The sequence below is a fragment of the Actinotalea endophytica genome (genome assembly GCF_025717005.1).
Taxonomy (GTDB): domain Bacteria; phylum Actinomycetota; class Actinomycetes; order Actinomycetales; family Cellulomonadaceae; genus Actinotalea.
Genome location: NZ_JAOVZU010000008.1, coordinates 199371 through 212993, shown reverse-complemented (window position 1 = coordinate 212993; position 13623 = coordinate 199371). Strand labels below are relative to the sequence as shown.

Genomic DNA, 13623 nt, shown 5'->3' with positions numbered 1-13623 from the left:
TCCACGACGACCGATCCGACGACCAGACCAGGAGCACCCCGTGAGCATGACCGCCGAGCAGAGCGCGTGGTTCGCCCAGACGTTCGACGCGCTCGTGACCAACGTCGGCGAGGCCCTGCTCGGCAAGGAGCACGTGGTCCGCCTGGCCCTGACCTGCATGCTCGCCGAGGGGCACCTGCTGCTCGAGGACGCGCCGGGCACCGGCAAGACCTCGCTGGCCAAGGCGATCGCCGCGACGGTGCAGGGCACCCACAGCAGGATCCAGTTCACCCCGGACCTGCTGCCGAGCGACGTCACGGGCGTGACGATCTACGACCAGGGCGCCCGCACCTTCGACTTCCACCCCGGCCCGGTGTTCGCCCAGGTCGTGCTCGCGGACGAGATCAACCGCGCCTCGCCCAAGACGCAGTCGGCGCTGCTGGAGGTCATGGAGGAGTCGCGGGTGACCGTCGACAAGGTCTCGCACCCGGTCGGCCGGCCGTTCATGGTGATCGCGACCCAGAACCCGATCGAGCAGGCCGGCACGTACCGGCTCCCGGAGGCCCAGCTCGACCGGTTCCTGATGAAGACCTCGCTCGGCTACCCGGACCGGGAGTCCACCGTGCGGATCCTCGCGGGCTCTGCCGAGCGGGACCGGACGGTGGGCCTGCTGGCGAAGATCACCACGGCCGCGGTGGCCGAGATGTCCGACCTCGCGGCCACGGTGCACGTCGAGCCCGCGGTCCTGGACTACGTCGCGCGGCTGACCGAGGCAACCCGTGCGGACTCGCAGACCGTCGTGGGCGCCTCGGTGCGCGGGTCGCTGGCCCTGGTGCGCACCGCGAAGGTCTGGGCGGCGTCTCAGGGGCGCGGCTACGTGATCCCGGACGACGTCAAGCTCCTCGCGGAGCCGGTCCTGGCCCACCGCCTGATCCTCGACCCGGAGGCCGAGTTCGGCGGCGTCGCCGCCCGCCAGATCGTCGCTCGCGTGCTGGCCGACATCGAGCCGCCGGCGACGAGGATCTGAGGTGCGGGTGCGGGCACGCCTTCGGGCCCTGGTACGGCCGCTTCGGCCGGTGTCCGGGCTCGGGTGGGTGCTGCTCGCGATCGGGCTGGCGACCTCGTTCGGCGGTTGGTGGCTGGGCTGGGTCGAGCTCACCGTGGTGGGCCTCGCGCTCGTGGGCGCGATGGCGGTCGCGGTGGTGTTCACCGTGGGTCGGTCCACCTACGAGGTCGACCTCGACGTACCGGTGCGGCGCGTGGTGGCCGGCGAGCGGATCTCGGGACGCGTCGCGGTGGTCAGCACGGCGCGTGGCCGGCTGCTGCCCGCACGGGTCGAGCTGCCGGTCGGCGCGCGTGTGACCGACTTCCCGCTGCCGTCGCTGCGGCCGGGGGAGAGCCACGAGGACCTGTTCGCGATCCCGACCGCGCGGCGCTCGGTGATCCGGGTCGGTCCGGTGCGCTCGGTCCGCGGCGACCCGTGGGGGCTGGTCTCGAGGCGCGTCGCCTGGACCGAGGCGGTCGAGGTCTTCGTGCACCCCCGGATAGTCCGCCTCGCCGGGGCGGCGGCCGGTGTGCTGCGTGACCTCGAGGGGCAGTCGACCCGGGTGATCTCCGACTCGGACCTGTCCTTCCACGCGCTGCGTGACTACGTACCGGGCGACGACCGCCGGCACATCCACTGGCGGACCACGGCCCGGACCGGCACGCTCATGGTCCGGCAGTTCGAGGACACCAGGCGCACCCACACGGCCGTGGCCCTCGCCACCCGGCCCGGCGACTACCTGGACGACGACGAGGCCGAGCTCGCGATCGCGGCGGCCGGGTCGATCGGGGTCCAGGCGTTGCGTGACGAGCGCGACCTGACGTTCCTCGCCGGGGCGGGTCGGCTGCGCAGCGAGAACCCCGGTCGCCTGCTCGACGACCTGGCCCGGTTGCGGCTGGACTCGCAGGGGCGGTCGGGCGAGGGCCTGGTGCCGTGGGTGGTCGGCTCGGCGCCGGACGCCTCGGTCGTGGTGCTCGTGACCGGCTCGATGCCCGATCGCGCGGCGCTGCGTGCGGCGGCGGGCCGCATCCCGGCGGGCGTGCCGACGGTCCTGCTCACCTGCCAGGTCGGTGCGACGACCGAGGTGGCCGTGCACGGCTCCCTGGCGACCGCTCGGCTCGGCGACCTCGCCGACCTGCCCCGCCTGCTGCGGCGGGTGGTGATGGTCGGATGAGGTCTCGTCCGGAGGCCGACGTGCTGGTCCTCACCGTCGCGATCGCGCTCGGGCTGCTGCCGCTGGTGCCGGTCTTCGGCGCGACCACGCTGATCGCGCCGGTGGTCGCGGGGCTGCTCGTCGGTGTGATCGTGGCGCTGCTGTCCGCGCGGCTGCGCTGGGGTGCCGCCGTGACGACGGCCGCCGCGCTCGCCGCGTACCTGCTGGTCGGCCCGGCGGTGGCGATGCCGGACGCAACGGTGCTCCGGGTGCTGCCGCGGCCGCAGAGCCTGCTCGACCTGCTCGCCGGAGCGGTGACGTCGTGGAAGCAGGTGCTCACCCTCGACCCCGAGCTCGGCGCGACGGGTGTGGTGCTGGTCGCCCCGTTCGTGCTCGCGCTGGTCGCGTCCCTGGCCGCGCTGAGCCTCGCGCTGCGTGCCTCGCGCCGGACGGGCGCGCTCGCTGCGGCGGTCCCGGTCGTGGTCCTCGTGGTGTCGGTGCTGCTGGGCACCAAGGTGACCGTGGTCCCGGTGGTGGCCGGTGTCGCGATGGTGCTCGGGCTCGTGACCTGGGCGTCGTGGCGGGTCGGCACCTTCGCGCCGCGGCGGGTCGCGTCGCTCGCGGTGGTCGCGGTGGTGGTCGGCGCGCTCGGTGCGGTCACCGGTCCGTGGGTCGTGGACCAGCGTCCGCGTTTCGTGCTTCGGGACGAGATCGTGCCTCCGTTCGACCCGGCCGCCCAGGCGAGCCCGCTGTCGGCCTTCCGGAAGTTCGTCAAGGACTGGGACGAGACCGACCTGCTCACCGTGCGTGGCCTGCCCGAGGGCGCTCTCGTGCGGATCGCGACGATGGACGCCTACGACGGTGTCGTGTGGGACGTCGCGGGCGCCGAGGCGGCTGAGGGCTCGGGAACGTTCCGCCGGGTGGGCAGCGACGTGGACACGCAGACCCGGCGGGGCGAGATCGCGACCGTCGAGATGCAGGTGGACCACCTGCCGTTCGTCTGGCTGCCCACGGTGGGCTGGACCCGCCAGATCACCTTCACCAACCCCGATCTGCGGTCCGAGCTCCGCTACAACGAGGCCACCGGGACCGCAGCGATGGTGGACACGCTCCCGGACGGCCTGACCTGGACGGCCGAGGTCGTGGTGCCGCCGGTGCCCGATGCCGACGCGCTCGAGAGCGCCGAGGGCGGCTCCGTGGTGCTGCCCGAGCTGCAGCGCGTGCCCGACGAGATCGCCGCCGCGGCCTCGGACTTCGCCGGCAACGCGAGTCGTGCCTCGCTGATCGCCGACGCGCTGGCCCAGACGCTGCACGACGAGGGCTGGTTCAGCCACGGCCTGACCGCCCAGGGCCAGGCGGCGTCGTTGTCCGGGCACGGCGCCGACCGGATGGTGTCGCTGCTGTCCACCATGGTGGGCGACGGCGAGCAGTACGCGTCGGCGATGGCGCTGATGGCGCGGGAGCGCGGCCTGCCCGCGCGGGTCGTGCTCGGCTTCCGCCCGGACGGTGCGAGCGACGAGGTGACCTTCACCGGCGCCGACATCCAGGCCTGGGTCGAGATCAACTACGCCGGCTACGGCTGGGTGCCCTACTTCCCGACGCCGGACGAGAGCCGGACGCCCGAGCAGAGCACGGCGGAGGAACCCGCGGCGGCCGACCCGCAGCTGCGCCAGCCCCCACCGCCGCCGCAGCAGCCGGTGACCGCCCCGGACGACGACACCGAGCAGCCGCAGACCGACGACAACCAGGACGTCTCCGAGGACTCGCAGCTGTGGGCGATCGTCGGCCGGGTCGCGCTGGTCGGTGGGGTGCCGCTCGTCCTGCTGCTCGGCCCGCCCCTGCTGGTCGGACTGCTCAAGCGGCGCAGGCGGGGTCGTCGCCGTCGGGCGGAGGAGCCGTTGCGCAGGGTCGTCGGCGGATGGGACGAGCTGCTCGACGAGGCGACGGACCTGCGGCGGGACCTGCCCGAGCAGGCGACCCGTCGCGAGCTCGCGGTGGCGCTCGCGGGCTCGTTCGGGTCCAGGGCGTCGGGCTCGCCGCACGGCGGCCGGCGTGCGGTCGGCATCGGCGGCCCGGTCGCGACCCTGGCCGTGCGTGCGGACGCGGCCGTGTTCGGCGGTGCCGAGCCCAACGATGCCGAGGTCGAGTCCTACTGGCGTCAGGTCGACGACGCGGTCTCGGCGATGCGCTCGGCCGTGCCGCGGCGGGTGCGGTGGCGTTCCCGCTGGTCGGTCGCCTCGCTGCGTCGTCGGCCGCGCGGCCGGCCGGACTGAGCTCCGTCCCGCCGAGCCTCCGTCGCGCCGAGCCCACCTCCCGCCGAGCCCACCTCCCGCCGAGCTTCCGTCCGCCGAGCTTCCGTCCCGCCGAGCTTCCGTCCGCCGAGCTGATCTCCCGTTGGGCACGCTCGGACCGCGGCCCGGGCGCGGCCTGCACAGAAGATTCACCCGTTCGGGCTCATGCCCGCCGTCAGGCGTGCCGATGCACACCCAGAGCACGCCTGCAGGGCGGTGCTCTGCCGTGCCGTGCGGAGGGAGGTGGGTCGGGTGCCGACTCCTGGCTCGCTGCCCGCGACCCTCCGCCGCCGGCTCCTGGCCCGCGTCATCGACGCCGTGGCGGTGCTCGTGCTCGGCGGCGGCCTGCTGCTCGGCGTGCTGCTGAGCGGGTCCGTGGAGACCGAGCAGACCCTGTTGCTCGCCGGCGTCGTGCTCCTGGTGGTCCAGGCCGTGCTGCAGTGGTGGGTGCTCGCGACCCGCGGGTACACCTTCGGGCGGCTGCTGACCGGGCTGCGTGTGCTCACGGCCGACCGAGGGGAGCCCCTGGGCTGGGGCCGTGCGCTGCTGCGCGAGCTGGTGGTCGCCGCGGCGTGCGTCGTCGTGGTCGGCCCGGTGTTCCTGGCAGTCTCCGCCGCGCGGGACGACCGCCGCCGCGGCTGGCAGGATCGCGTCGCCCGGGACATCGTGTTCGACGTGAGCACCGGCGTCGACCCCACCTCGGCGCCGGACACGCCGAGCCAGGCGACCACGCGCCTGCAAGCCCTGCTCACCGAGTCCGAGACCGAGCGCCGCAGACGGCGTACCGAGCCCCAACGTGTCATGGCGCCCGCCCCCGAGGCGCCCGAGCCCGCCGCCGTGGCGACGACCGACTACCCCACCCGGGAGGCCCCCATGTCCGAGAACCCGCCAGGTGCGGGCCGACGGGTCGTCCCGCCCGCTCCCTACGAGCAGGTGCAGAGCTCCTCGTTCCGGCAGCTCGACGACGAGGTGGAACGCACCCGGATGCGCCACGCGCGCACCAAGGTCGCCTATGCGCCGACCCGCGCCCAGACCCGCCCGCGGGCCACGTTGCTGCTCTGGGACAACCGCGTGGTCGTGCTGGAGGGCACGGCGCTCGTCGGCCGCAACCCGTCACCGCGTGAGGGCGAGGCCATGCCCGTGCAGGTGATCGCCGTGGTCGACCGCGGTCGCTCGGTGTCCAAGACCCACCTCGCGATCGGCGTCGACGGCGACGGCGTCTGGCTCCGGGACCGCAACTCCACCAACGGCACGGTGGTCACGCTCGAGGACGGCCAGCAGATCCTGTGCGCCCCGGAGCAGAAGGTCCGGGTCCCGGTGGGTGCGTCGGTCGCCTTCGGCGACTACTGGCTGACCGTCGCCGGCTGACGGCGCGGTGCCCGGGCGGCCCGCAGGCCGTCCACGGTGAGCACGATCAGCGCGACCCAGACGATCGCGAACCCCCACCAGCGCACCGCCGGCATCGCCTCGCCGAACACCAGCACGCCGATCGCGAACTGCAGGGTCGGCGTCAGGTACTGCAGCAGTCCTACGACGGACAGCGGCAGCCGCCGCACGGCGCCTGCGAAGAGCAGCAGCGGGACCGCGGTGACGACGCCCGCACCCGCGAGGGCGAGCGAGTGCCACCCGCCGTACCCGACGAACGAGCCGCCGTGCTCGACGACGAGCAGCCACACGAGCGCGAGCGGGCTCAGCGCCGCCGTCTCGACCGCGAGCCCGGCCATCGGCGTGACGCGCGCGCCGAGCCGGTTCTTCAGGAACCCGTAGAGGCCGAACGTGGTCGCGAGCACCAGGGCGACCCACGGCAGCCCGCCGACGCCGGTGCTCAGCACCACGACGGCCAGCACCCCGAGGCCGACCGCCACCCACTGCGCCGGTCGCATCCGCTCGCGCAGCACGACCACCGCGAGCACGACGGTGACGATCGGGTTGATGTAGTAGCCCAGCGCGGCGTCCACGGTGTGCCCGGACAGCACCGACCAGACGTAGACGGTCCAGTTGGTCGCGACCAGGACGCCGGCCAGGGCGAGCCGCGCGACGATCGTCCCGGACCGCGCCATCGTGACCGCGGAGCGCCAGCCTCCGGTCACGGCGAGCCCGACGACGCAGAACACCAAGGTCCACAGCACGCGGTGCGCGATGATCTCGACCGGGCCGGCCGGCGCGAGGAGCGGGAAGTACAGCGGGAGCAGTCCCCACAGCCCGTACGCGCTGAGGCCCTGCGTCATGCCGGAGCGGTTCAGACCCTGGGTGGTGACCGCCCGCGTGGAGGAGGGGTGCGTCACGACGCGACGCTACGCCCGGCCACCGGCACGGGCCTCGACCGTCCGGCTGGCGAGCAGCCGCCTACACTGGTCTGCTGGCCCGTGCGGTGATCCCCGAGATCCCGCAGACCCGCTGATCCGTGGTTCGTGCGTGAAGTCGGAAGGTGTTCAGACGTCGTGAGTCCCCTGCGTGTCGCCGTGGTCGGCGCCGGTCCGGCCGGCATCTATGCGGCGGACATCCTGTCCAAGGCCGGAGCCGAGGTGGAGATCGACCTCATCGAGCGGCTGCCCGCCCCCTTCGGCCTGGTGCGCTACGGCGTCGCGCCGGACCACCCGCGGATCAAGCAGATCATCGTGGCGCTGCACAAGGTGCTCGAGCGCGGCGACATCCGGCTGCTGGCCAACGTGGACGTCGGCACCGACGTGACGGTCGCCGAGCTGCAGGACCACTACGACGCGGTGATCTTCGCGACCGGCGCGATCCGGGACGCCGCACTGAGCGTGCCGGGCATCGACCTGACCGGGTCCTACGGCGCCGCGGACTTCGTCTCCTGGTACGACGGGCACCCCGACGTGCCGCGGACCTGGCCGCTCGAGGCGCAGCACGTCGCGGTGGTCGGTGCGGGCAACGTCGCGCTGGACGTGGCGCGGATGCTCGCCAAGCACGTCGAGGACCTGCTCCCGACGGAGATCCCGGCGAACGTGCAGGAGGGGCTGGCCGCGAACCCGGTGACCGACGTCCACGTGTTCGCCCGCCGCGGGCCCGCCCAGGTCAAGTTCTCCCCGCTGGAGCTCCGTGAGCTCGGCCACGTCCCGGACGTGGACATCGTCGTGTACCCGGAGGACTTCGAGTTCGACGAGGGCTCGATGGCGGCGATCCACTCGTCGAACCAGACCAAGCAGGTCGTCAAGACCCTCACCGACTGGACGCTCAAGGAGCCCGAGGACCTCACCGCCAGCCGGCGGATCCACCTGCACTTCCTGCACCAGCCGGTGGCCGTGCTCGGCACCGACCGGGTGACCGGCCTGCGCACCGAGCGCACCACGCTCACCGGCGACGGCACGGTTGCCGGCACGGGGCAGCTGCACGACTGGCCGGTCGAGGCGGTGTACCGCGCGGTCGGCTACTTCGGCTCGCCGGTGCCCGGACTGCCGTTCGACGAGGTCGCCGGGGTGATCCCGAACCGGGAGGGCCGGGTGATCGGCCCGGACGGCGAGCACCTCGCCGGGTTGTACACCACGGGGTGGATCAAGCGCGGACCGGTCGGCCTGATCGGGCACACGAAGTCCGACGCGACCGAGACGATCCGGCACCTGGTCGCCGACGCGGACGCGCTGCCGCGAGCGACCCGGCGCGACCCCGAGGCGTTCCGCACGCTGCTGCGCGAGCGTGGGGTCGGCGCCGTCGAGTGGCAGGGCTGGACCCTGCTGGACGCGTACGAGCAGTCGCTCGGCGCCCCGCACGGCCGGGAGCGGATCAAGGTCGTGCCGCGGGACTCGATGCTCGCCGTGATGCGCGGCGAGCAGCCGCAGGCCTGAGCCCCACGCCGCAGCTCTGCGGCCACGCCGACGCGGCGCTGATCCGTCACGCCGGAGCCCCGGCCCTGATCCGTCACCGGAGCCCCGGCCCTGACCCGTCGCGCGGGATCCCCGGCCCTGTGGCCGCGCGCCGCACAGCCGCCGCTCAGCGACCGTCCGGCGCTCTCCCGGGGAACCGTGGCACGATCGGCCTCGTTGGACACTCGGGTGCCGTGACGGGGCCCGGTGGTGCGGCGCGGGGCGCCGGGAGACGGAGGACGTTCGTGGGTCGTCGGCACTTCAACGGGCTGAAGACGGCAGCCCTGTTCGGTGTGCTGTGGGCCGTGCTGCTCGGCATCGGCGGCTGGCTGGCCGGGTCGTCCGGGAACGCCACGTTCCTGTGGCTGTTCGCCGGGATCGGGCTGCTGGGCACGGCGTACGGGTACTGGAACTCCTCGTCGATCGCGATCCGCGCGATGCACGCGTACCCGGTGACCGAGCTCGAGGCTCCGGAGATGTACCGGATCGTGCGCGAGCTGTCGACGGCGGCCCGTCAGCCGATGCCCGCGCTCTACATCTCGCCGACCGCAGCGCCGAACGCGTTCGCGACGGGGCGCAACCCGCAGCACGCGGCGGTCTGCTGCACCGAGGGCATCCTGCGGATGCTCGACGAGCGTGAGCTGCGCGGTGTGCTCGGGCACGAGCTGATGCACGTGTACAACCGCGACATCCTGACCTCGTCGGTGGCCGCGGCGATCGCCGGCATGATCACGTCGGTCGCGCAGTTCCTGCTGTTCTTCGGCGGGGGGAGCCGGAACAACTCCAACCCGATCGGTGCCCTGGCGCTGGTGTTCCTGGCGCCGATCGCGGCGATGATGATCCAGCTCGCGATCTCCCGGACCCGCGAGTACGACGCCGACGAGGACGGCGCGCGGCTGACCGGGGACCCGCTTGCGCTGGCCTCGGCGCTGGAGAAGCTCGACGCGGGTACGTCACGGGCGCCGCTGCCGGCCACCCGCGACCTGGTCGACGTGTCGCACCTGATGATCGCGAACCCGTTCCGCGCCGGCGGCATGGCGAAGCTGTTCGCGACCCACCCGCCGATGGCGGACCGGATCTCCCGGCTGCGTCAGATGGCCGGCCACCCGTACGCGTGACGGTCGCTCACGGTCGCTGACCGTCGCTGGCCGTCGCTGACGGCCGGTGGTCCCGCGCCGTCGGCGCCCGGCGCGACCCCGACGTCAGGTCCGCTGGCGCCGACTCGCCGAGGTCCCCATCCGGGAGCCCCCACCGCGCAGCGACGGCCGCAGCCGGGCCAGCGCGGTACCGGCCGGTGCCGACGCGGCGATCGGCAGCGGAGCGGTCAGCGTGCGCAGCAGCGTGCGGTGCGTCACCCAGCCCACCAGGGTGCCGGCGCCGTCGGTGACCGCGAGCCCGCCGTCGGGGTACTCGTGTCGGCGCAACGCCTCCATGCCGCGCCGGAGCACCGTCTCGGTCCTGGCCTGCGGGACGTCGTCCAGCACGTCGCGCACGCTGAGGGCGGTGGTGTCCTCGTCCTCGATCGCAGCGGCGATCCGGTCGGCCCTGACCTGTCCGATGAGCATGCCGTCCTCGACCACGGGGAGCGAGCCGCGTCCGCTGCCGAGCAGGCGCCGCGCTGCGATCTCGAGCGCCACGTCCGGGGCGAGCGCGGTCGGTGCTGCTTCCATGATGTCGCCGACGGTCTTCTCGGTCATCCGTGGATCGGCCGCGCGGGCGTCCATCTCGATGCCCCGCCGGCGGATCTTGAGCGTGTAGACGCTGTCCCGGCTCAGGGCCCGGGAGACGCCGGTCGCGAGCACGATCGCGAGCATCATCGGCAGGATGATCGTGTACTCGCCGGTCAGCTCGAACAGGATGAGGACCGCGGTGATCGGTGCCCGCGCGGCACCGGCGAATACGGCGCCCATCCCGATCAGGGCGTACGCCCCTGCCGGCCCGGCCCAGCCGGGGAACGCCTCGTGCACGCTCGCGCCGAACGCCGCACCGAGCATGCCGCCGATGAACAGGCTGGGCGCGAAGACGCCGCCCGAGCCACCGATCGCGATCGTCAGGCTGGTCGCCACGACCTTGGCGATCAGCAGCCCGAGCAGCACCGCGATGGCGTACTGACCTTGGACCCCGGCCTCGAGCACGGGGTACCCGACGCCGTACATCTGCGGGATGGCGAGCAGCAGCAGGCCGAGCAGCACGCCGCCGACCGCGGGTCGCGCCCACTCGGGGCCGCGCCAGATCTTGTCGGCGACGTCCTCGAAGGCGTAGAGCGTGCGGGTGAAGATCACGCCGATGACGCCGGCCAGCACTCCGAGCAGTGCCACCAGCACGAAGGACCCGGCGTGCGGGAGCTCGAACGACGGCAGCTCGAGGAACGGCACGTCGCCGAGGATCGCCCGGCCGATCACCGAGGCGACCACGGCCGCGAGCACCACGACGCCGAACGACTCGGCCTGGAAGTCGCGCAGCAGGAGCTCGAGCGCGAAGAAGACTCCGGCGATCGGGGCGTTGAACGTGGCCGCGATGCCGGAGGCGGCGCCGCACGCGACCAGGGTGCGCACCCGGGTCTCGGAGAGTCGCGCGGTCTGGGCGATCCGCGACCCGAGCGCCGAGCCGATCTGCACGATCGGCCCTTCGCGGCCGACCGAGCCACCCGAGCCGATGGTGAGCGCGGAGGCGAGGGCCTTGACCACGGCGACCTTGCCGGGGATCCGGCCGCCCTTCTGGGAGACCGCGAGCATCACCTCGGGCACGCCGTGCCCACGGGCTTCCTTGGCCCAGCGCTGGACCATCGGGCCGTAGATCAGGCCGCCGACCACCGGGGCGAGCACCACGAAGCCGGCGCCGAGCCAGGGCAGCCACGGGTGCGGCGGGTGCTGTCCGAGGCCCACCGCGGAGTAGTCGGACGTGCCGGTGAAGATCTTGGTGGCCGCCTGGATGAGCCACCGGAACGCCACCGCGCCGAGGCCGGTGGCCGCGCCGACCACGATCGCCATGACCATGAGCGCGCCGCTGGTTCCCCGGAGCCGTCGTGCTGTGGTGCTGAGGCGCGCGACGGCCCCGGGAGTTGTAGGCATACAACTAATGTACCATGACATCCCATGACTGCTCACCGGCGAGGTTCGGGCCTCGACGACGCCACCGACGCGACCCTGCGCGCCTCTCGCGCCCTGCTCGGGGTGGTCGCCCGCTCGTTGTCCGAGGCGCTCGAGCACGTCTCGCTGCCCCAGTTCCGGGTGCTCGTGCTCCTGGCCGTCGACGGCCCGCTGCGCTCCGGCGTGGTTGCCGAGCGGATGGGCATCCACCCGTCGACGTTCTCCCGGAACGCCGACCGGCTGGTCGCCGGGGGGTGGGTGCGCCGCGTCGAGGACCCCGACAGCCGGCTCTCGGTGCTGATCGAGCTGACCGACACCGGGGCGGACCTGGTCGACCGCGTGACCCGGCGCCGTCGCGCCGAGCTGCGCGAGATCCTCGCGACGATGCCGCCGGAGACCCGCGACGTGCTCGCGGGCGCGCTCGAGTCGTTCGCCGATGCGGCCGGGGAGGCCGGGGCCGGCGCCGCCGACCTCACCGCGCTCGGCATGTAGCGCGTCGCGCCGGCCGCGCCCCGCCGGTGTCCGAGGTGCGAGGTACCTTCGGGGTGCGCCGCCGAGAGGGGTCCCCGTGCCCAGCTTCGAGAAGTCACCCCCGGACGTGGTCGCGCGGTTCGACGAGCTGGTCGGCCTCGTGCCCGATGCCGTCCGCAGGCCGATGTTCGGCTACCCGGCCCTCTTCATGAACGGCAACCTCTTCTTCTCGCTGTTCCACGCGAGCGCCGTCCTGAGGATGTCCGAGGCCGACCGCGAGGACTTCGCGGCCGACCATCCGCTGCACATCTTCGAGCCGATGGCCGGCCGCAAGATGAAGGAGTACGTCGTCCTGCCGCCGGACCTGTTCGCCTCGCCCGACGTGCAGCCGTGGCTCGAACGGTCCGCGGCCTACGCCCGCACCATCCCGCCGAAACCACCGCGCGGCACGAAGCGGTAGCGGCCCGCTCGGCGCCGACCGCTACCACCCGGCTTCGGCGGACATGTGCCGCCGAAGCCGGCGGCCTACCGGTAGTTGACGAACTGCAGCGCGACGTCCAGGTCGGCCGCCTTGAGCAGCGCGATGACGGACTGCAGGTCGTCGCGGGACTTGGCCGAGACCCGAAGCTCGTCGCCGGTGATCTGGGTCTTGACGCCCTTGGGGCCCTCGTCGCGGACGATCTTGGCGATCTTCTTCGCGTTCTCGCTGCTCAGCCCCTGCTTCATGGCGCCCTCGAGCCGGTACTCCTTGCCGGACGGCTTGGGGGCGGAGGTCTCGATCGCCTTGAGCGAGATGCCGCGCTTGACCAGCTTGGTCTGGAAGACGTCGAGGACGGCCTTCACGCGCTCCTCGGAGTTGGCGACCATCACGATCGTGTCGCCGCTCCAGGTGATCGAGGCGCCGACGTTCTTGAAGTCGTAGCGCTGTGCGATCTCCTTGGCCGCCTGGTTGAGGGCGTTGTCGACCTCCTGGCGGTCCACCTTGCTCACGACGTCGAACGACGAGTCGCCTGCCATGCCTGTCCTCCTCGGGCTGTGTGCGGGCGGTGCGATCCCCGGCGCGTTCGGGTGCACCCCGCAGAGTTGCTATCCTTCCATCCGCACCAGCGCGGCGACGCGCTCGGCCGGGCAGGTTACCCAAGCGGCCAAAGGGAGCTGACTGTAAATCAGTTGCGCAAGCTACGGGGGTTCGAATCCCTCACCTGCCACGCTCGCCCCGGGATCTCCGGGGCGTTCGGCTTTCCGGTTGCCGGCCGGGAGCAGGATCACGTGCGTCGCAGGGTGCCGGGCGAGAGCCGGGTACCGGATTTCGCGGGCCGCGCGCGCTCCTGTACCCTGGCCTGCGCTGCCCCGATAGCTCAGTCGGCAGAGCGTCTCCATGGTAAGGAGAAGGTCAAGGGTTCGATTCCCTTTCGGGGCTCTCTCGGTGCCCGCACCATGTGGTGCGGATGCCGGAATGGCGGGGTAGCTCAGGTGGTTAGAGCACACGGCTCATAATCGTGGTGTCGCGGGTTCGAATCCCGCCCCCGCTACCACACAGAAGAGGTCGCGCACGGCCCGGATGGCGCGCGACGTGCGATCGACAGCAGAGGTGAATCGTGGCCAGCAAGACGCAGGACGTCCGTCCGAAGATCACGCTCGCGTGCACGGAGTGCAAGGAGCGGAACTACATCACGAAGAAGAACCGCCGCAACGACCCCGACCGGCTCGAGCTGGCGAAGTTCTGCCCGCGCTGCGGCAAGCACACCGCGCACCGCGAGACCCGCTGACCCTG

Annotated in this window: 12 protein-coding genes and 3 tRNA genes; 12 read left to right on the top strand and 3 right to left on the bottom strand. The window is 72.9% G+C overall.

All coding sequences use genetic code 11. The features are described from left to right. The first annotated feature begins 40 nt into the window (after positions 1-40). From OEB99_RS14970 to OEB99_RS14955, 4 genes are all read left to right on the top strand, one after another. Positions 41-1006 carry an AAA family ATPase gene (locus OEB99_RS14970; protein ID WP_263578077.1) on the top strand — a complete coding sequence of 322 codons (966 nt, stop codon included), beginning with the start codon at positions 41-43 and terminating at the stop codon, positions 1004-1006. A gap of 49 nt (positions 1007-1055) precedes the next feature. Continuing rightward, entirely contained in the window at positions 1056-2198 is a 1143-nt protein-coding gene (locus OEB99_RS14965; protein WP_263578076.1) for a DUF58 domain-containing protein, read from the top strand. Continuing rightward, positions 2195-4450: a transglutaminase-like domain-containing protein gene (locus OEB99_RS14960; protein ID WP_263578075.1), complete on the top strand. Its 2256-nt coding sequence runs from the start codon at positions 2195-2197 to the stop codon at positions 4448-4450. The genes OEB99_RS14965 and OEB99_RS14960 overlap by 4 nt, the downstream gene beginning before the upstream one ends. Before the next feature lie 270 nt (positions 4451-4720). Next, positions 4721-5836, top strand: coding sequence for an RDD family protein (locus tag OEB99_RS14955; RefSeq protein WP_263578074.1), 1116 nt, complete (start codon positions 4721-4723; stop codon positions 5834-5836). Here OEB99_RS14955 and rarD read toward each other — a convergent pair. After that, positions 5812-6753, bottom strand: a complete 942-nt coding sequence (rarD, locus tag OEB99_RS14950; protein ID WP_263578073.1) for an EamA family transporter RarD — start codon at positions 6751-6753, stop codon at positions 5812-5814. The genes OEB99_RS14955 and rarD overlap by 25 nt on opposite strands. A gap of 156 nt (positions 6754-6909) precedes the next feature. Here rarD and OEB99_RS14945 point away from each other — a divergent pair, with 156 nt between their 5' ends. Then, entirely contained in the window at positions 6910-8271 is a 1362-nt protein-coding gene (locus OEB99_RS14945) for an FAD-dependent oxidoreductase (RefSeq protein ID WP_263578072.1), read from the top strand. Positions 8272-8534: 263 nt separating this feature from the next. Then, the gene (gene htpX / locus OEB99_RS14940) at positions 8535-9407 is read left to right on the top strand and encodes a zinc metalloprotease HtpX (RefSeq protein WP_263578071.1); all 873 of its coding nucleotides are present in this window, start codon (positions 8535-8537) and stop codon (positions 9405-9407) included. Positions 9408-9491: 84 nt separating this feature from the next. Here the strand turns inward: htpX and OEB99_RS14935 are convergent, their stop codons facing one another. Then, positions 9492-11360: a chloride channel protein gene (locus tag OEB99_RS14935; protein WP_263578070.1), complete on the bottom strand. Its 1869-nt coding sequence runs from the start codon at positions 11358-11360 to the stop codon at positions 9492-9494. A 24-nt stretch (positions 11361-11384) separates the two neighbouring features. Here OEB99_RS14935 and OEB99_RS14930 point away from each other — a divergent pair, with 24 nt between their 5' ends. Together OEB99_RS14930 and OEB99_RS14925 are read left to right on the top strand one after the other, a co-directional pair. Next, the gene (locus tag OEB99_RS14930; protein ID WP_263578069.1) at positions 11385-11870 is read left to right on the top strand and encodes a MarR family winged helix-turn-helix transcriptional regulator; all 486 of its coding nucleotides are present in this window, start codon (positions 11385-11387) and stop codon (positions 11868-11870) included. Positions 11871-11946: 76 nt separating this feature from the next. Continuing rightward, a complete protein-coding gene (locus OEB99_RS14925; RefSeq protein ID WP_263578068.1) occupies positions 11947-12309 on the top strand; it encodes a TfoX/Sxy family protein in 363 nt (120 codons plus the stop codon). A gap of 65 nt (positions 12310-12374) precedes the next feature. Here the strand turns inward: OEB99_RS14925 and OEB99_RS14920 are convergent, their stop codons facing one another. Then, entirely contained in the window at positions 12375-12866 is a 492-nt protein-coding gene (locus OEB99_RS14920; protein WP_263578067.1) for a YajQ family cyclic di-GMP-binding protein, read from the bottom strand. A 110-nt stretch (positions 12867-12976) separates the two neighbouring features. On the opposite strand from OEB99_RS14920, the gene OEB99_RS14915 reads away from it, so the two are divergent. From OEB99_RS14915 to rpmG, 4 genes are all read left to right on the top strand, one after another. Next, a tRNA-Tyr gene (locus OEB99_RS14915) sits at positions 12977-13057 on the top strand. Between the two features lie 139 nt (positions 13058-13196). Beyond that, positions 13197-13269, top strand: a tRNA-Thr gene (locus OEB99_RS14910). A gap of 38 nt (positions 13270-13307) precedes the next feature. Then, positions 13308-13384, top strand: a tRNA-Met gene (locus tag OEB99_RS14905). 63 nt (positions 13385-13447) lie between these two features. After that, a complete protein-coding gene (gene rpmG / locus OEB99_RS14900) occupies positions 13448-13618 on the top strand; it encodes a 50S ribosomal protein L33 (RefSeq protein ID WP_263578066.1) in 171 nt (56 codons plus the stop codon). The last annotated feature ends 5 nt before the right edge of the window (positions 13619-13623 follow it).